16 protein-coding genes are annotated in these 18,248 nt (G+C 73.8%); 10 read left to right on the top strand and 6 right to left on the bottom strand.

Annotated features, from left to right (window positions below):
* Positions 1-22: 22 nt before the first annotated feature.
* The 9 genes from ACZ4Z1_RS07400 (at position 23) to ACZ4Z1_RS07360 (ending at position 10,542) form a co-directional block, all read left to right on the top strand.
* Positions 23-691 (top strand): PAS domain-containing protein, encoded by a 669-nt coding sequence (locus ACZ4Z1_RS07400; protein ID WP_468485604.1) that lies wholly within the window; start codon positions 23-25, stop codon positions 689-691.
* A gap of 128 nt (positions 692-819) precedes the next feature.
* Positions 820-3,681, top strand: a complete 2,862-nt coding sequence (locus ACZ4Z1_RS07395) for a peroxidase family protein (protein WP_468485603.1) — start codon at positions 820-822, stop codon at positions 3,679-3,681.
* A gap of 101 nt (positions 3,682-3,782) precedes the next feature.
* Positions 3,783-4,244 carry a universal stress protein gene (locus tag ACZ4Z1_RS07390; RefSeq protein WP_073766926.1) on the top strand — a complete coding sequence of 154 codons (462 nt, stop codon included), beginning with the start codon at positions 3,783-3,785 and terminating at the stop codon, positions 4,242-4,244.
* 262 nt (positions 4,245-4,506) lie between these two features.
* Positions 4,507-5,703, top strand: a complete 1,197-nt coding sequence (locus tag ACZ4Z1_RS07385) for a methyltransferase domain-containing protein (RefSeq protein WP_468485602.1) — start codon at positions 4,507-4,509, stop codon at positions 5,701-5,703.
* A 169-nt stretch (positions 5,704-5,872) separates the two neighbouring features.
* On the top strand, positions 5,873-7,390 hold the full coding sequence (locus tag ACZ4Z1_RS07380; RefSeq protein WP_468485601.1) for a glycoside hydrolase family 3 protein: 1,518 nt from the start codon (positions 5,873-5,875) through the stop codon (positions 7,388-7,390).
* 89 nt (positions 7,391-7,479) lie between these two features.
* Positions 7,480-8,133, top strand: a complete 654-nt coding sequence (locus ACZ4Z1_RS07375) for a DUF1796 family putative cysteine peptidase (RefSeq protein ID WP_468485600.1) — start codon at positions 7,480-7,482, stop codon at positions 8,131-8,133.
* Entirely contained in the window at positions 8,130-8,888 is a 759-nt protein-coding gene (locus tag ACZ4Z1_RS07370) for a PIG-L deacetylase family protein (protein WP_468485599.1), read from the top strand. The genes ACZ4Z1_RS07375 and ACZ4Z1_RS07370 overlap by 4 nt, the downstream gene beginning before the upstream one ends.
* Positions 8,885-9,676, top strand: coding sequence for an ABC transporter ATP-binding protein (locus ACZ4Z1_RS07365; protein ID WP_468485598.1), 792 nt, complete (start codon positions 8,885-8,887; stop codon positions 9,674-9,676). Before ACZ4Z1_RS07370 ends, ACZ4Z1_RS07365 begins: the two co-directional genes overlap by 4 nt.
* Positions 9,673-10,542: an ABC transporter permease gene (locus ACZ4Z1_RS07360; protein WP_468485597.1), complete on the top strand. Its 870-nt coding sequence runs from the start codon at positions 9,673-9,675 to the stop codon at positions 10,540-10,542. The genes ACZ4Z1_RS07365 and ACZ4Z1_RS07360 overlap by 4 nt, the downstream gene beginning before the upstream one ends.
* 58 nt (positions 10,543-10,600) lie before the next feature.
* On the opposite strand, the gene ACZ4Z1_RS07355 is transcribed toward ACZ4Z1_RS07360, so the two are convergent.
* On the bottom strand, positions 10,601-10,822 hold the full coding sequence (locus tag ACZ4Z1_RS07355; RefSeq protein ID WP_468485596.1) for a dodecin: 222 nt from the start codon (positions 10,820-10,822) through the stop codon (positions 10,601-10,603).
* Between the two features lie 169 nt (positions 10,823-10,991).
* On the opposite strand from ACZ4Z1_RS07355, the gene ACZ4Z1_RS07350 reads away from it, so the two are divergent.
* Positions 10,992-12,437: an amino acid permease gene (locus ACZ4Z1_RS07350; protein WP_468485595.1), complete on the top strand. Its 1,446-nt coding sequence runs from the start codon at positions 10,992-10,994 to the stop codon at positions 12,435-12,437.
* Positions 12,438-12,581: 144 nt separating this feature from the next.
* Here ACZ4Z1_RS07350 and ACZ4Z1_RS07345 read toward each other — a convergent pair whose 3' ends face one another.
* The 5 genes from ACZ4Z1_RS07345 to ACZ4Z1_RS07325 form a co-directional block, all read right to left on the bottom strand.
* A complete protein-coding gene (locus ACZ4Z1_RS07345) occupies positions 12,582-13,268 on the bottom strand; it encodes a transglycosylase SLT domain-containing protein (protein WP_468485594.1) in 687 nt (228 codons plus the stop codon).
* Between the two features lie 603 nt (positions 13,269-13,871).
* Positions 13,872-14,084, bottom strand: coding sequence for an EF-hand domain-containing protein (locus tag ACZ4Z1_RS07340; protein WP_030998454.1), 213 nt, complete (start codon positions 14,082-14,084; stop codon positions 13,872-13,874).
* Between the two features lie 149 nt (positions 14,085-14,233).
* The gene (gene uvrA, locus ACZ4Z1_RS07335; protein WP_468485593.1) at positions 14,234-16,657 is read right to left on the bottom strand and encodes an excinuclease ABC subunit UvrA; all 2,424 of its coding nucleotides are present in this window, start codon (positions 16,655-16,657) and stop codon (positions 14,234-14,236) included.
* A 94-nt stretch (positions 16,658-16,751) separates the two neighbouring features.
* Positions 16,752-18,047, bottom strand: a complete 1,296-nt coding sequence (locus ACZ4Z1_RS07330) for an NAD(P)/FAD-dependent oxidoreductase (protein WP_468485592.1) — start codon at positions 18,045-18,047, stop codon at positions 16,752-16,754.
* Positions 18,044-18,238, bottom strand: a complete 195-nt coding sequence (locus tag ACZ4Z1_RS07325) for a ferredoxin (RefSeq protein WP_030022493.1) — start codon at positions 18,236-18,238, stop codon at positions 18,044-18,046. Before ACZ4Z1_RS07325 ends, ACZ4Z1_RS07330 begins: the two co-directional genes overlap by 4 nt.
* Positions 18,239-18,248 lie beyond the last annotated feature (10 nt).

Below are 18,248 nucleotides of genomic sequence, written 5' to 3'. Positions count from 1 at the left end.
CGGCCGGACCGGAGAAGGAGCAATGGACGACGCGACGGCGGGCGGCCCGGCGGGCCCGTGGCGCAACTACTTCCTGATCCTGCTGTACCGCATCCCGGTGCCGATCGCGGTGTGCACGGCACACGGCGAGGTGCTGATCGCCAATCCCGCGATGGCCGCCGAGTGGGGCGCGGCGCCGGGTCAGCTGCGCGGCCGCAATCTGCTGGACCTCTTCCGGCCCCGTTCCCAGGCGCAGATAGACCGTCTGGTCGACGCACTGCGCCTGGGCCGCAGGTCCCGGTACCCGGTCGGGGTGCGCTGGCGGGCAGGCGAGGACGGCACCGAGCGGGAGGGCGAGTTGACGGTCGATCCGGTCGGCGACCCGTCGGAGAACCCGCCCGCCCTGCTGGCGCTGCTCCGCGCCCACGAGGACGCGCCGCCCGCCCCGGGCCCGGCACGTGGGGCGGCCAGTCTCGTCGAGACCCGCATCCTCGCGCTGGCCGCCTCCGGTGCCACCACCGCGGCCATCGGCAGCCACCTCGGCCTCACCGTCGACGGCGTCAACTACCACCTCACCCGCCTCTCCCGGCGCTGGCGCGTCCAGGGCCGTACCGCCCTGGTGGCCAAGGCGTACGTGCTGGGCGTGCTGGCGCCGGGGGTGTGGCCGCCGGCGCCCGCGAAGGCGCCGGAACCGGAGTCCCCGGAGGGCTGACCCCCTGGGCCACCGACGGCAGCGCCCGGCCGCAAAGATCCACGAATCCGCCCGAAACGAACCCTGTCCGGCCGCCGGGGAGGCGAGTAGCGTCGGGCGCCCTTCTTCCGTACGGAGGGTGTCCTGCCATGGCCGACACCGTGAGTCACACGCAGTACGAGAGGTACGAGGGCGGCAGCCCGGAAGCGGAACGGGTGGTCTTCGAGGAGCTGGCGCGGCAGCTGATGCGGGTGCAGCTCGTGAACCGCGGGAGCGGCGGGGCGCACGGGGTCGAGCGGGCCTTCCACGCCAAGGCGGTGCTGGGGGTGGAGAACGCCCGGCTGCGGTTCGACGAAGACCTGCCCGCCGCACTGGCGTCCGGGTTCGTGCAGCCGGGCGCGCAGTACCCGGCGGTGGTGCGGCTGTCGAACGCGAGCGGGACGGCACAGCCGGACATCTCGCCCGATCTACGGGGGATCGCCGTACGGGTGGAGGTTTCGGCGGAAGAGACCCATGATCTGCTCGCCACCAACTTCCCGGTCTCGCATGCCCGCGACGCACGGGAGTTCGTGGCGTTCGCCAAGGCGATGGCCGGAGCGGACAGCACCCTGCAAAAGGCGTTCGGGCTGCTGGTGAAGCTGCCCCTGGCGGTGGGCTGGGGCACGGCGGCGCGGATGCGGCGCAACGTGCGGGCCGCCACCCGGCACGTGGTCGGTTCGCTGGCGCGGGAGACGTACTGGAGCCGGGGCGCGGTCATGTGGGGCGACGCGGGACCCGTCCGCTACCAGCTGCGGCCCGCCCCCGGCAGTGCCCCCGCGCCGCGGCCGGACCGGCACGACCCCGACCACCTGCGCCATGAGCTGGCGGGGCGGCTGGCGCTGGCCGACGTCGAGTTCGAGCTGTGTGTGCAGCGGTACGTGAGCGAGGAGCGCACGCCCGTCGAGGACGGGGCGGCGCAGTGGCGGGAGGCGGACGCGCCGGTCGTCCCGGTCGGGCGGCTGACCATCCCGCGGCAGGACGTCACCACCGCCGAGGCCCGCTCCGCGGGCCGCCGGGTGGAGGCGCTGGCGTTCAACCCGTGGCACACCACGGACGCGTTCCGCCCGCTGGGCAATCTGAACCGGGCGCGCAAGGCCGCGTACCGGGCGAGCGCCGGGCACCGGCTCGGCACCCGGTTCCGTACGGAGGAGCCGCTGCGCAACACCGTGATCGGGGTGCCCGTGCGCGCGGCCTTCCGGGTCCTCAACCGGTACGTGCCGTGGCACAAGCTGCCGCTGGATCTGAGCCTGCTCAACCTGGTGGCACTGCGGCAGGCGCTGCGCCGCTTCAACCTCATCGACGCCGAGGTCCCGGAGGCGCCGCCGCAGGCCGTGCCGGTGCCGGAGACGGTGGACGAGGGCGCACGGACGGCCCGTACCTACGACGGTTCGTCCACCGACCTGTCGGAGCCCCGGATGGGCGCGATCGGCTCGGCGTTCGGCCGCAACCTCAAGCCGGTGTACCGGCCGGACCTGGACACCGTCCCGAACCCGGTCACCACGGCCCGCCAGTTGCTGCACCGTACGGCGTTCCAGCCCGCGTCCTCGCTGAACATCCTGGCCGCGGCGTGGATCCAGTTCCAGGTGCACGACTGGGTCAACCACCGGCGGTACAAGCCCGGCGAGCGGGCGGTGGAGATCCCGATGCCGCCCGGCAGCGCCTGGACCAACACCCCCGGCGGCCCGCCCGAGGACGTGATGCGGTTCGCCGAGAACATCGGCGTGGAGCGGCCCGGTGAGCCGCCGCTGCTGTTCACCAACACCACCTCGCCGTGGTGGGACGGCTCGGAGGTGTACGGCGGCGACGAGGCCACCGCGCGGTCGCTGCGCGAGCCGGACGGCGCCAAGCTGCGCCTGGAGGACGGCCATCTGCCGGTCGGCGCCGGCGGCATCCCGCTCACCGGCTTCAGCGAGAACTGGTGGCTGGGCCTGAGCGTGATGCACACGCTCTTCGCCCGGGAGCACAACGCGCTGTGCGACGCGCTGCACGCCGAGTACCCCGCCATGAGCCAGGACCGGATCTACCACACCGCCCGGCTGATCGTCTCCGCGCTGATCGCGAAGATCCACACGGTGGAGTGGACGCCGGCGATCCTGGCCACCGAGGCCATCGACGTCGGTCTGAAGACGAACTGGCAGGGCCCGCCGGACAGGTGGCTGAGCAAGCTGGGACTGTGGCTGGTCGACTCGCACGCGCTGCGCGGCATCCCGGAGACCCTGCCCGACCACCACAAGGTGCCGTACTCCCTGACCGAGGACTTCGTCACCGTCTACCGGATGCATCCGCTGATCCCGGACGACTACGAGCTGCGCGAGCACCGCTTCGGGCAGCGCGTGGAGACCGTCACGTTCGACGACATCCAGGGCACGGCGGCCGAAGGGATGGCCCGCAAGACCGGCCTGACCGACACGCTGTACTCCCTCGGCATCGCCCACCCGGGCGCGATCACCCTGCACAACTACCCGCAGGCGCTGACCCGCTTCGAGCGGGACGGGGAGATCATCGACCTGTCCGTGGTCGACCTCGTACGGACCCGGCGGCGCGGGGTGCCGCGCTACAACGACTTCCGCGCCGGGCTGCGCAAGCCGCGGGTGCGCCGCTTCGAGGACATCAGCTCCGACCCGCAGACGGTCGCGCAGCTCAAGGAGGTCTACCGCAACGTCGACGAGGTCGACACGATGGTGGGGCTGTTCGCCGAGAACCCGCCGGAGGGCTTCGGCTTCAGCGACACCGCCTTCCGGATCTTCATCCTGATGGCGACCCGCCGCATCCAGTCGGACCGGTTCCTGACCGTCGATTTCCGGCCGGAGCTGTACACGCCGCTCGGCATCGACTGGGTCGCCCGCGGCGGGATGAACTCGGTCATCCTGCGGCACTGCCCGGAGCTGGCGGCGATGCTGCCGCGCGACGCGAGTGCCTTCGCGCCGTGGCGGCCGGTGCTCCCGGGGCGCGGCGGCGGCGCGGAGTCGTGAGGGACGCGGCCGCGCCGCGTCTTCGGCGGGGCGCGGGGCCCGGCGCGGGCCCCGCGCAGCCCTGCGGAAAGCTCCGGAAGGGCGCCCGATAACCTCCTCACGTGGAGGAGAACACGCCCGCGCCCTTCGAGCGCGGTACGGACGGCCCGAAGGTCATCGTCGTCGGCGTCGACGGGTCGGACTCGTCGTGGCGCGCCGCCGCCTACGCGGCGGGGCTGGCCCGCCGGCAGGGGTCCAAGCTGGCCCTGGTGTACGTCCAGCCGGTGCTGCCGGCCGGGGCCGCCATGGGGGCGCCGGTCGTGGACGCGACGAACGAGGTGGCCGAGGAGCTGATGGCGGAGATCCGTGCGGCGACGGAGCGGGTGCAGGGGACCTACGACCTGCGCTGGGAGTTCCACACGCTGCGCGGCGACCCGTACTCCGGCATGGTGCAGATGGCCGACGAGCTGACGGCCGACGCCGTGGTGGTGGGGGCGTCGGAGTCGGCGGGGCACCGGATCATGGGGTCGGTGGCGGTACGGCTGGTCAAGGCGGGGCGCTGGCCGGTGACGGTGGTGCCGTGACCGGCCGGGGACGCGGAGTGCACCCACCGGCGGTTTCCGGCCACCGCGGCGGCCGGAATGCAGGGGTCAACCAGATTGGTCTGGACCACGGAGGTGGGGGCGGTTAGGGTCCTTCCCGTACGGCGCTCCGGCCGTACGGTTCGCGTACCGCCCTGCTCACAGCACCGCCCTGCCGGTCCGGTCCGGCGCGCCCCGGCGCGGACCACCCGGTGCCGGCACCCCGCTCCGCCACCCCCGCCAGCTCTGCCCCTGGGACCGGTCCATGATCGAAATCGTGGTCGTACTCCGGGTCGAGGACGCCGTCCTCGACTTCCTCTCCGTCCTCACCGACCCCGGCCCCGGCGCCGGCCCGGCCGCCGTGGTCCTCGCCGACCGCGGCGACATCCTTCCCCTGCCCGCCGGTACACCGCCCTCCGCACGGCTCGCCCTGCTCGCGCCGCACGTACGGCCGGCCGAGGAGGACGCCGTCTCCCCCGGCCCCGCCGCCCTCGCCGACCTGCTACGCCGGGCCGCAGGCGGCCACTCCGCCCGTGTGTGGACCCACTCCCCCGCCGACAACCGGCGCAGCCGGGGCCGCGTCGGCCGGGACACCGCCATCGCCTGCGCGCGCCTGGCGGACGCCGCCGGGGAGAGCGCCGCGCGGGTGCTGACCGTGCGGCACGCCGTCGGATACTCCCCCTACCTCCAGTTCGTCAGCGACCTCGACCGCCCGCTCGGCCGCGAACAGATCGCGGCCAAACTGGACTTCGTCAACCGCGCGGCCCCCGGACTGCTCGACACACCGTCGGGCGAGTTCGTGGTGCAGACGCCCCGCATCCCGGCCGCCGAGCGGTTCTTCGGCGCCGACCCCACCGAACGCGAACGGCTCTTCGCCCTGCTCGCCAGCCTGGGCGACGAGGCCGCCGCGGTCGCCGACCCGTGGGAGTTCGCCACCTCCCCGTACGAGGCCCGGCGCCTGGACGCGACCGCCGCCTGGGTGCGGCGGCACTGCCCGCCCGGCGGGCAACCGCTGGTCGAAGTCGGCGCGTGTGAAGGCGCGTTGACGTCCCGGCTTGCGGCGGACGGTTTCTCCGTGTACGCCACCGAGCCCAACCCGCACTTCCGGGCCCGGCTCGCCACCGCGATCCGGGACACCGACGCCGTACGGGCCGGCGACGAAGACCTCGCCGAACTGGCCAAGGGCGGACCGGAGGGCGCCGCGTACCTGCTGGTCGAGATGCTGTACTACGGCCAGGACCTCGCCCTGCTCGACGACCTGTCCACCGGCCTGCTCTTCCTCGCCCTGGAACCCGAGGCGCTGGAGACGCGGCTGCGGCCGTGGCTCGCCGCGTCCGCGGTGTGGCGGACGGTGGAGGAGACCCGGCTCGTCGCACCCCGGGTGGAGCCGGTCTGCGGCGGCCGCGCGTACCTGAGCAAGCGCGGCAGCGTCGGGCTCGTCCTGCGCCGCACCGACGGCTGACCCGGCAGACCCGACCCGGCACACCCCCGACCCAGCACACCTGACCCGGCACACCTTTCCCGGCGTGCCTTCGCCACCCGCCGTCCCGGTCCCGCCGCGCCGCCACCGGCCGCGGCCCGGCCGTCCGCCGGGCTGCCGCCGCCCCCTCGCCCCGTACCGGAAGGCCCCCATGCGCGCCGACATCTCCCTGGTCAACGCCTGCCTGCTCCCCGCCTACGCGGGCCGCTCGCCCGCCGACTGGATCCTGCGCGCGGCCGACGAGGGCCTGGCGGGCGTCGGCCTGTTCGGGACCAACTTCCCCGCCGGTTCCGGCTCGTTGCGCGAGGAGATCACCGCCCCGCTCCGCGCCGTCCGCCCCGACCTGCTGATCGCCCTGGACGAGGAGGGCGGTGACGTCACCCGGCTCGACTACCGGCGCGGCAGCGTCTACCCGGGCAGCCACGCCCTCGGCGCGGTCGACGACACCGGGCTCACCCGGGAGGTGGGCGCGGCGATCGCCCGCGACCTGCGGGCCGAGGGCGTCAACCTCTGCCTGGCCCCGTGCGCGGACGTCAACTCCCGCCCCGACAACCCCATCATCGGCGTCCGCTCCTTCGGCGACCGCCCGGACCTCGTGGCCCGGCACACCGCGGCGTACGTACGAGGCGTGCAGGAACTCGGCGTCGCCGCCACCGTCAAGCACTTCCCCGGGCACGGTGACACCCGTACCGACTCGCACTCCGAACTGCCGGACATCGACCGTGACGCGGCGTCCCTCGACGCGGTGGACCTGCCGCCGTTCCGCGCCGGGATCGCGGCCGGCGTCAAGGCCGTGATGACCGGTCACATCCGGCTCTCCCGGCTGGACGGGCTGCCCGCGACGCTGAGCCGCCGGATCGTCACCGGCCTGCTGCGCGAACAGCTCGGCCACCGGGGCGTGGTGATGACCGACGCGCTGGAGATGGCACCGGTCGTACGGCGCTGGGGGTACGGCGGTGCGGCGGTCGCCGCGCTGGCCGCCGGCGCGGACCTCGTGGTGCTCGGCGCGACCGACGGCCAGAAGCTGCTGCCCGAGATCCACGACGCCGTGCAGGAGGCGCTGGACCGGGGCACGCTGACCCTCGAACGGGTGGCGGAGGCGGCCTGCCGGGTCGCGTCGCTGCGCGCCTGGGCCGACCCGGCCAGACGCGCCGGCACGCCGGACACCGGCCCGCCCGCGTCCGACCGGCACCGTGCGCCCGTCGGCCTGGCCGCCGCCCGCCGGGCCCTGCTCGCGCACGGCGTGCCCCGGGCCGCCGACGTCCGCGGCGTGCACACCGTACGGCTGGCCACCGCGGGCAACATGGCGGTGGGCGACGCGCCGTGGGGGCTGGCGGCCCCGCTGCGGGACCTCGGGGCCCTGGCCTCCGCCGCCGATGTGACACCGGGCACCGACCCGGCCGCGGTCGTCCCGCCGGCGGCCGACGGCGGCCCGCTCGCGGTCGTCGTACGGGACGCGGAGCGCGACTCCTGGCAGCGCGCGGTCCTCCAGGCGCTGCGGGCCCGGCGCCCGGACCTGATCACCGTGGAGATGGGCCTTGCCCCGGCCCGGCCGCTGCCCGCCGGCGCCCCCGCGACGCTGTTCACCCGCGGCGCCGGGCTGGCCAACGCCACCGCGGCGGCGGAGTACCTGACCGGGCGCGCCTGGCGCGGCCCGCTGCGGCCATGAGCCCCCGCCAGGCGCGCACCCGGGCAGCGGCCCCGCACCGGGCGATGCGCACAGGGGCGGCGGCCCGGTACGGACAAGGAGCGAGCAGCGTGTACGACCACTGCGTGGGCCTCGGGTACCACTGTGAGTCCACGTACCAGATCCGGCGCGTCACCGGCGTCACCCGCGCCCACTTCTTCGACTGGCTGGACCTCGACTTCGAGTCGGTCGTCGAGGCCGTCGCGGAGGACTTCCGCAACGTGCTGCGCCCCGGCCTGGTCGAGCCGTTCGACGAGGGCCGGTGTGCCCTGGACCGCGGCTCAGACATCCGCTTCTACCACGAGTTCCATCCAGCGGCCGGCGCCGGGACACCCCTCACCCAGCAGGACATCGACACGCAACTCCCGCGCGTACGTGCCAAGTTCGCAGCCCTGGCCGGGCGCTGGCGGGCCCTCGCCGGCTCCGCCGAGCGGGTGCTGTACGTGCACCACGACGCCTGGGACGAGCTGACCGCCGCCGACCTGCGCCGGCTGCGCGCGGTGATCGCGGCGCAGCACCCGGGCCACCGCTTCGGCCTGCACTGGCTGCGCCGCACCGCGCCGCCCGACGCCGACGCGCTCGGCCCCGGCATCACCTGGGGCACCGTCGCCGCCGTCCCCGGCCGCTGGGAGGGCGACGACGCCGCCTGGGACGCCGCCCTGATTCCCGTACTCACCCCCTCCCCGGCCCCACCGCACCGCCCCGGCACTAAGGAATCCGCATGACGCCTCCCCCGCCGCGCACCGTCATCCTCTCCCCGCACTTCGACGACGCCGCCCTTTCCCTGGCGGGTCTGATCCCCCGGCTCCCGGCCCCGGTGACCGTGGTGACCGTGTTCGGCGGCGCCCCCGCCGCACACCACGCCGTCTCCTGGTGGGACAGCACCTGCGGCTTCTCCACCGCCACCGAGGCGCACCGCGCCCGGCTCGCCGAGGACGCGCGGGCCGCCGCCCTGCTCGGCGTGGGCCGGACCGTACTGGACCACCCCGACGGCCCGTACGGCGAAGGCGGTGAACTGACGGGCATCGACGCGTACTTGAGCGCCCTGCCAACACCGTTCCCGCTCGTCCTCCTGCCCATCGGCACCAATCAGCCCGACCACGAGCGGGTACGCGACCGCGCCCTGCACGTCCTCGACGGACTGGGCGCGCCGCCGCCTCTCCTGTACGCCGACCTGCCCTACACCGGCCACCTGCCCGAGTGGGGCACCCCGGACACCGACCGCGCCCTCGGCAGCGACCGGACCTTCGGCCTCTCGTATCAGGCCCTGGCGACCCGCTACCGCCTCGACCTCGCGCACGACCTCGTCCTCACCGACGCGCAGTGGGCCCGCAAGCGGGAGGCGGTGCTCTGCTACGGCTCGCAGCTCGCCCCGCTCGCCGCCGACCACGGCAGCCTGCTGGCCCGGGGCGGGCCGCTGCGCGCCGAACGCGTCTGGTCGCCGGTACGCCGCCCGCAGCCGGCCGGGGTGGAGGCATGACCGCGCGCGGCGCCGCGCCGCCGCCTGTCCTGGACGCGCGCGACCTGGTCAAGGAGTACCGCCGCGGCCGGGTCGTGGACGGCGTACGGCTGTCCGTGCGGGAGGGCGAGCGGGTCGGGCTGCTCGGGCCCAACGGCGCGGGCAAGACCACCACCCTGCTGATGTGCCTGGGCGCGGTCGCGCCGGACGCCGGGAGTGTGCACGTCCTCGGCCACCGGCTGCCCGCCGGACGCGCGGCCGCCATGCGCGGCATCGGCTTCGCGGCCGGTTACCTGCCGCTCCCCGACCGGCTGCGGGTGCGCGAGTACCTGCGGCTGTACGCGGATTTGTACGGGCTGCGCGCCCCGCGCGCTGCGGTGGAGGACGCCCTGGAGCACTTCGGCATCGGGCACCTGGCCGCCGCGATCGGCACCGAGCTGTCCAGCGGCCAGCGGACCCTGGTCGGCATCGCCAAGGCGTCCCTGCACACGCCCCGGCTGCTGGTCCTGGACGAGCCCACCGCCGCGCTGGACCCGGACATCGCTCTGCGCGTCCGCACCGGGCTGCTGGACCTGTGCGCCCGGCACGGCACCGCGCTGCTGGTGACCAGCCACGACATGGTCGAGGTGGAGCGGCTGTGCGAGCGGGTGGTCTTCCTGGCGGCCGGGCGGGTGACCGCGGACGGTACGCCGCAGGAAGTGGCGCGGCAGTTCGCGCAGCAGGACCTGGAAGGGGTCTTCCTCCACCTGGCGGAGGAACGGGACCGCGAGCGCGCCGGGCAGGACCGGGAAGGGGCCGGTGCCGTATGAGTGCCACCGAGTCTCCGGAACTGCGCACTCCGGCCGCGGCCAGCGCCCACCGCGTCCGGGCCGTCGCCCGCCGCCACTGGCTGGTGCTGCGCCGCAGCCCGCACCGGATCTTCGACGTGCTGGTCTGGCCGGTCGTCGACACGCTGCTGTACGGCTCGATCGGTCTGTTCGCCGCGAAGGCGGCCGGCGGCGGTACGGAAGCGGGCGGAGGCGCCACGGAGCTGGGAACCGGGCCCGCGCTTGCGGTGTTCCTGCTCAGCGGCACCGTGCTGTGGCACCTGGTCCACCAGACGCAGATCTCGCTGGCCACCGGCTTCCTGGAGGAAACCTGGTCACGCAATGTGATCGGTCTGCTCACCACGCCGCTGCGCGGCTGGGAGTATCTGGCCGGGGTGGGGCTGTTCGCCCTGGTCCGTACGGCGCTGAGCACCTTCGCGGTGGCGTCGCTGGCCTTCGCCGCGTACGCCTTCGACGTGACGACGCTCGGCCTGGGGCTGGTCCCCGTGGCGGCGCTGCTGCTGCTCTGCGGGTGGGCAGTGGCCCTCGCGGTGGTGGGTCTGGTGCTGCGGTACGGCAGCGGCGCCGAGGCGCTGGTCTGGGGCGGACTGTCGGTGGTGATGCCCCTTTCCGGGGTGTTCTACCCGGTCTCGACCCTCCCTGCGCCGCTCCGCCCGGTCGCCGAGGCCCTGCCGACCACCCATGTCTTCGCCGCCGGGCGCGCGCTGGCCGGGGACGGGCCCACGCCGTGGCACGAGCTGGCCGTGGCCACGCTGGGCACCGCCGCGCTGCTGGTCCTGGCCCTGTTCTTCCTGGGCCGGATGCTGGCTTCCTTCCGCCGCCGGGGACTGGTCACCCGGTACTCGTGAACCGGTCAGGACACGGCATCCGCCCGGCCTCAGGCCCGGGCGGACGCCGCGGTCCGGCTCAGCCCTGCTCGGCGTCCTCCAGCCGGAAGCCGACCTTCAGCCCGACCTGGTAGTGCTCGATCGCCCCGTCGACGATGTGCCCACGTACTTCCTTGACCTCGAACCAATCAAGGCCCCGCAACGTCTGGGCCGCCCGCTGGACGGCGTTGCGGATCGCGGCGTCCACGCCCTCCGGGGACGTGCCCACGATCTCCGTCACCCGGTACGTGTGATTCGTCATGACCGCTCCTTCAGCCTGCCGGTGTACGAGCCGACTGTCCGTGCTCACGCCCTGGGTGCCCGGATTTCCCGGTTCCACTCCGCCGCACCTAAGGATCTCCTTCCCCTGCCGCCTCCGAAGGGCCATGATGATCGGCCGTCGGCCGACGACGAGAGGAAGTGGTGCGGTGATGCGCGCGGGGCAGGGAGTATGGCGGCGTAAACCGATCGAACTCATCCGGGAGGCGGAAGGCGGCTCGGGCGAACAGCTCAACCGGGTGCTGGGGCTGTGGCAGCTGACGGCCATCGGCGTCGGCGGCATCATCGGGGCGGGCATCTTCACGCTCGCCGGGACCGTCGCGAACGGCAAGGCGGGACCGGCGGTCCTGTTGTCGTTCCTGGTCGCGGGCGTGGCCAGCGCGGCGGCCGCGTTCTCCTACGCCGAGTTCGCCGGGCTCATCCCGAAGGCGGGCTCGGCGTACACGTACGGCTACGCGGTGCTCGGCGAGCTGGCGGGCTGGTTCATCGGCTGGGACCTGCTGCTGGAGTACACGGCGATCGTGGCGGTCGTCGCGATCGGCATCTCGGGCTACTTCAGCTTCCTGCTCGGCGAGACGGGGGTGGAGCTGCCCGCCTGGATGCTGGGGGCGCCGGGGACCGGCGAGGGGCACCGGGTGGACCTGTTCGCGGCGGCGCTGTGCCTGCTGATCGCGTATCTGCTGACCCTGGGCATCAAGAACGCGGCGCGCTTCGAGACGATCGTGGTGGGCCTGAAGGTCCTGGTCGTGCTGCTGGTCATCGGTGTGGGCTTCTTCCACGTCAGGACCGGCAACTACACGCCGTTCTTCCCGTTCGGCGTCAGCGGCGCCTTCACGGGCGCGGCCACGGTCTTCTTCGCGGTCTTCGGTTACGACGCGATGAGCACCGCGGCGGAGGAGTCCAAGGACGCCCAGCGGCACATGCCGAAGGCGATCCTTTACTCGCTGCTGATCTCGATGGTGCTGTACGTCCTGGCCTGCCTGGTGCTCACCGGCATGCAGAACTACACGGACATCGACCCGGAGAGCGGCTTCTCGACGGCGTTCAAGTCGGTGGGGCTGAGCGGCCTGGCCGATGTGATCGCGGTGGGCGCGATCATCGGCATCCTCACGGTCATGTTCACATTCATGCTGGGCGTGACCCGGGTCTGGTTCAGCATGAGCAGGGACGGACTGCTGCCGAAGTGGTTCGCCAAGACCCATCCGCGGCGGCACGTGCCGACCCGGGTGACCTGGATCGTCGGCGTCGCCTCGGCCGCCGTCGCGGGCTTCCTGCCCATCGGGGAGGCCGCCGAGCTGACCAACATCGGCATCCTGCTGGCGTTCGTGGTGGTGTGCGTCTCGGTGATCGTGCTGCGGTACAAGCGGCCCGACCTGCCGCGCACGTTCCGCACCCCCGGGATGCCGGTGGTGCCCGCGGTCGGGGTGGTCTTCTCGCTCTGGCTGATCACCTTCCTGGAGTGGCAGACCTGGGTGCGCTTCGCGGTGTGGCTCCTGGTCGGCCTGGTCATCTACTTCGCGTACTCCTACCGGCGCTCCGAGCTGGCGAAGGCGGAGCGGGAGATCGAAGAGCCGGAGGACGGCGACGAGCGGCTGTGACCGCGCCCCGGACACGACGGAGCGCCCCGGGACCGTGCTGGTCCTGGGGCGCTCTCGTGTCAGCGTGCGGCGGTGGCCTGCCCGGCCCGGGAGGGTGGTCCCGGGCGGTGCGGTCCGGGTGCCGCGGCTGCCTGCTCACCGGGCTCAGTACGCCGAGTTGACGTTGTCCATGGAGCCGTAGCGATGGGCGGCGTAGTTCGCGGCGGCCGTGATGTTGGCGACCGGGTCCAGCAGGTCGTTGGCCGTGCCCTCGACGTGGTACTGCTCGAACGTCGGCTGGATCACCTGCAGCAGGCCCTTGGACGGGATGCCGTTCTTGGCGTTGATGTCCCAGTCGTTGACGACGTTCGGGTTACCGCTGGACTCCCGCATGATGTTGCGGTGCAGGCCCTCGTAGCTGCCGGGAATGCCCTTCTGCTTCATGATGGCCAGGGATTCCTTGATCCAGCCGTCCAGGTTGTTCGCGTACTTCGGCTTGGGGGCCTCGACCGGCTTGCGGTCGGCGGCACGGCTGGCGGCCTCCTTGGCCGTGTGGCCCTGGGCGGCCACGGCGGTGACCTTCACCGAGTCGGCGAGGGTCTTGGTGTCCGTCGCGTCCTTGGCGTCGGCGACCTCGGTCGCGTCGGCGGCCTTGGTGTTCGCACCCGCGGGCTGGCCGTTCGCGGAGACCGGCTTGACCGCGGCCGGAGCGGCGGAGGCGGCGGCGTGCGCGTCACCGGTCGCGGCGGGGACGGTCAGGGCCGCGGTGGCGCCGGCGGCGGCCAGCACGGCGGCGGAGAGCTTGTGGGTCTTGGTCAGGCGAACGGAGCGGAGCAGGGTGTGAGCGGTCATGCGGGGAAATCCTCTTCCAATCACTGAAATGAGCGGGCGGCAGCCATTGGCGGGAGGTACGAGCAGGAAGCCACTGGCGGCACGAGAACCGGGTTCTTGTCCGCGTCCGCCCCTGGGGCATTTACGCGACGCTTCATCCCGGCGCCTCAGCAATGATTAGCGACGGCGAAATTGGAAAGCAATAGCGGCCGGGAGTGCCTCGGCTACGGCCCTTTTACGTAGCAAGGGCGCGGTGGCGCAGCTCAGTCCAAGAGCGCGGGCCGCTGCCGCACAGTGGTGGTTTACTAAGAAAGGCCGTAAGGGACCGAAGTCCCGTGCTGCGCGTCACGTTCGGGGCCCGGCGGCCCACCCGGCGAAAACCGCTTGAAATGGCCTCGGAACGCGATTGGCAGGCCCCGCACGGAAACCCTTGTGGCCCGCGTCACCATTCACCGGCGCGGCGCGTAAGGAAGTGGCGCCGGTCACCCGGAAAAGGGATTGATCGGGGAAATCTATGAGCGCAATAGGCGCGCGGAAAACAAAAACGCGGCCGGCCGGTCGGCCGGCCGCGTGTGCGGCCCGTGCGGGCGCGGCGCCCTCGGAGGGCCGGGCGCCCGGGGAGCGTCAGCCCTGCAGCGACTTCCAGAACTCCTCGAAGGAGAGCTTGCCGTCCGCGTTCGCGTCCTTGGCGGCGATGACGGCCTCGGCGACCGGCCCGGTGACGTAGGGGTCCCCCATCTCCGCCATCGCCCGCTTGTACTCGTCCGCGGTGATCAGGCCGTCGCCGTCCGCGTCGAACCGGTTGAACGCCGCCTTGGCCGCCTCGATGTCTGCCACGGGAGTGCCCCCTTGAAGTCGCTGTACCACTGAGTTGACCTGGGTACATTAACCGACTGTCACCACACTCCGGACCCCGCCCCGGCCCGCTCTCCCGGCCCCCGCGCCCGGATCGGCCACCGGGCCGGCCCCCGGATCAGCCCCCCGGATCAGCCCCCGGCGCGCCGCGCCAGGTAGGCCGCCGTACGGCTGTCCGGCGAGGCCGCCACCTCGGCCGGGGTGCCGGTGGCCACGATGCGGCCGCCGGCCGCGCCGCCGCCCGGCCCCAGGTCGATGACGTGGTCGGCGCCCGCGACCACACCCATGTCGTGCTCGACGACCACGACGGTGTTGCCCGCGTCCACCAGCCCGTGCAGCTGCCGCAGCAGTACTTCGGTGTCGGCCGGGTGCAGCCCGGTGGTGGGCTCGTCCAGCAGATAGAGGGTGTGGCCGCGGTGGGCGCGCTGGAGTTCCGTGGCCAGTTTGATGCGCTGGGCCTCGCCGCCGGACAGCTCGGTGGCGGGCTGGCCCAGGCGCAGGTAGCCGAGCCCGACCTCCTGGAGGGTGCGCAGGCCGCGGGCGGCGGCCGGTACGTCGGCGAGGAAGTCCGCCGCGGTGTCCACCGTCATGGCGAGCACGTCGGCGACGGTGCGGCCCCGGTGGGTGATCTCCAGGGTCTCGGGGTTGTAGCGGGCGCCGTGACAGGCGGTGCAGGGCGCGTACGTACCGGGCAGGAAGAGCAGCTCGACGGCGACGAAGCCCTCGCCCTGGCAGGTCTCGCAGCGCCCGCTCGCCACGTTGAAGGAGAAGCGGCCCGCCGTGTAGCCGCGGGCGCGGGCCTCGTCGGTGGCGGCGAAGACCTTGCGTACGGCGTCGAAGAGGCCGGTGTAGGTGGCGAGGTTGGAGCGCGGGGTGCGGCCGATGGGCTTCTGGTCGACGCGCACGAGCCGGCCGACCGCCTCCAGGCCCTTGGCGCCGGTGAGCTGTGCCCGGGGGGCGTTCTCCTCGTCCTCCTCGGGGCCCGCGCCGAGGTGGTCGGTGACGGCGTCCGCGAGGACCCGGGTGACCAGCGTGGACTTGCCGGACCCGGACACGCCGGTGACGGCCGTGAAGACGCCGAGCGGGAAGGCGGCGTCCACGCCGCGCAGGTTGTGCAGGGTGACGCCGTGCAGGGAGAGCTGTCCGACGGGCTCGCGGTGCGGGCGCGCGGCGGGCGGTGCGTCGTCGAAGAGGAAGCGCCGGGTGGCGGACTCGGTGACCTGCGCGAGGCCCGCGACCGGCCCGCTGTGCAGGACCCGCCCGCCGTGCTCGCCGGCCTTGGGGCCGACGTCCACGATCCAGTCCGCGTGCCGCACCACGTCCATGTCGTGCTCGACGACGAACAGGGTGTTGCCCGCCTCCTTCAGGCGGCCGAGGACGGTGAGCAGGGCCTCGGTGTCCGCCGGGTGGAGACCTGCCGAGGGCTCGTCCAAGACGTAGACGACGCCGAACAGGCCGGAGCGGAGCTGGGTGGCCAGCCGCAGCCGCTGGAGTTCGCCGGAGGACAGGGTGGGGGCGGCCCGGTCCATGCCGAGGTAGCCCAGCCCCAGCTCGGTGAGGACGTCGATACGGGCGACGAGGTCGCGGGCCAGGGCCGGCGCCACCCCGTCGTCCGTGGCCTCCGCCGTGGGCCGCAGCAGCCGCGCGAGGGCGCTCAGCGGCAGCCCGGACAGCTCCGCGATGTCGTGGCCCGCGAAGGTGACGGCCAGCGCCTCCGGCCGCAGCCGCCGCCCGCCGCAGCCGGGGCAGGGCGCGGAGACCAGGTGGCGCTGGACGCGTCTGCGCAGTGTCTCGCTCTTGGAGTCGGCGAAGGTGTGCAGTACGTAGCGCTTCGCGCTCATGTACCGGCCCTGGTAGGGGCGGTGGATGCGGCCCGCTTCCCGTACGGGGTGCACGGTGACGACGGGCTGCTCATCGGTGAACAGGATCCAGTCCCGGTCGGCGGCGGGCAGGTCGCGCCAGGGCTTGTCGATGTCGTATCCGAGCGCGGCCAGCACGTCCCGCAGGTTCTTGCCCTGCCAGGCGCCGGGCCAGGCGGCGACGGCGCCGTCCCGGATGGACAGCGACGGGTCCGGTACGAGTGACTCCTCGGTGACCCGGTGGACGCGGCCCAGGCCGTGACACTCCGGGCAGGCGCCGGCCGCGGTGTTCGGCGAGAAGGCGTCGGAGTCCAGCCGTTCCGGCGCGTCGTCCGGGTACGTACCGGCGCGCGAGAACAGCATCCGCAGGGTGTTCGAGAGCGTGGTGACGGTGCCGACGGAAGAACGGGACGTGGGGGCCGAGCGCCGCTGCTCCAGGGCGACGGCGGGCGGCAGCCCGGTGATGTCCTCGACCTTCGGGGCGCCCACCTGGTGGATCAGGCGGCGGGCGTAGGGGGCCACCGACTCGAAGTAGCGGCGCTGGGCTTCGGCGTAGACGGTGCCGAAGGCGAGCGAGGACTTGCCGCTGCCGGACACGCCGGTGAACACCGTGACGGTGTCCCTCGGGATGTCCACGTCGACACTGCGGAGGTTGTGCTCACGGGCGCCGCGCACCCGTACGTACGAGTCGGTCATGCCTTCCATGATCGGTCACTCTGGGACACCGGCTCCGAGCGGCGGCGCGCGGGCCCGTCCCCGTGGTCGGGGAGGGACGGGCCCGCGGCAGCCGTCACGCGAGGGCGTTCCGTACGCCCTCGCGGGCCTCGTCCCAGGGAGCGGGCGTCGCGATCAGCGCCCGCAGGCCCCTGACCTGGCGGGGCGGCACACCGATCGCCAGGACGCCGGTGGCCAGGCCGGCGCGCCCGTAAAGGGCCACGGCCTTCCTGGAGTCCGGGTCCAGGACGGTGGCCTCGGACCGGTCGGCGCCGCCGAGCACTCCGTACGCCTGGATCTTCAGGCCGTACTGGTCGGACCAGAAGTACGGCACCGGTGTGAACGGACGGCGCTCCCGCCCGGCGGCGGGGGCCAGTGCCCCGTCCCCGCCGTCCGGCAGCGTCTCCTCCAGCTCGGCGAGGAGGTTGCGGGCGGCGGCCATGCCCTGCTCGGTGGCGTTCATCCGGTGCTCGACACGCAGGTGGCGCCCGTGCACCGGGTGCTGCCAGCGGGCCACGTCACCGGCGGCGTAGACACCGGGCGCGGCCGCGCAGTACGCGTCGCAGCGCAGCCCGTCGGTGGTGTCCAGGCTCTCGTCCGGGCCCTCGCCGCCGCGCAGCCAGCCGACGGCGGGCTCGGAGCCGATGGCGACCAGCACCGTGTCGGCGGGCAGCCGGGTGCCGTCGGCCAGCCGTACGGCGGTCACGCGCCGCGCCGGCCCGTCCCCGTCCGCCTCGAAGCCGTCGACAGCGGCGGTACGCAGCTGTACGCCGCGCTCCTGGTGTTCGGCCGCCAGCAGCTCGCCGATCTGCGGCCCGACCGTACGGGCCATCGGCAGCGCTTCGCGCCCGACGAGCGTGACCTCATGGCCCAGCTCGCGCGCCACGGCCGCGGCCTCGCAGCCCAGGACGCCGTTGCCGACGACCACGAGGCGCCGGCCCGTGCCGGACAGCCGGTCCTTGAGGGCGAGCGCGTCCTCCAGGGTGCGCAGCGTGTGCACACCGTCCAGCCCGGCGGCCGCCGGCAGGGTGCGGGCCGCGACGCCCGTCGCAACGATCACACCGTCGCAGGCCAGCCGCTCGCCGCTGTCCAGGGTCAGGGTGCGGGTCGCGGTGTCCAGGCCGGTCGCCCGGGTGCCCAGGCGCAGGTCGAGGGCGAGGGCGTCGAGCTGTTCGGCGGCGCGCAGGTGCAGCTTGTCGGGCTGCCAGGCGCCCTGGAGGAGCTGCTTGGACAGCGGCGGCCGGTCGTACGGCGGGTGCGGCTCGTCCCCGACGAGGGTCAGGGTGCCGGTCCAGCCGAAGCGGCGCAGGGCCTCGGCGGCGGCGAGGCCCGCCGCCGAGGCGCCCACGACGGCGATGCGGCGGGGGCTCACTCGTGTACCTGGATGACGGCGGCCGGGCAGATGGCGGCGGCCTCGCGGACCATGTCGTGCTGGTCGGCGGGCGGCGCGGCGTCCAGGAGGACGACCACGCCGTCCTCGTCACGCTGGTCGAAGACGTCGGGAGCGATCAGCACGCACTGGCCGGCGGCGCAGCACTTGTCGGCGTCGAGGGTGATGTTCATGGCAGGAGTC

Source organism: Streptomyces sp. NPDC030165 (assembly GCF_055573595.1).
Note: the sequence above shows the minus strand (reverse complement) of the source record. Positions and strands in the feature narration are given on the sequence as shown.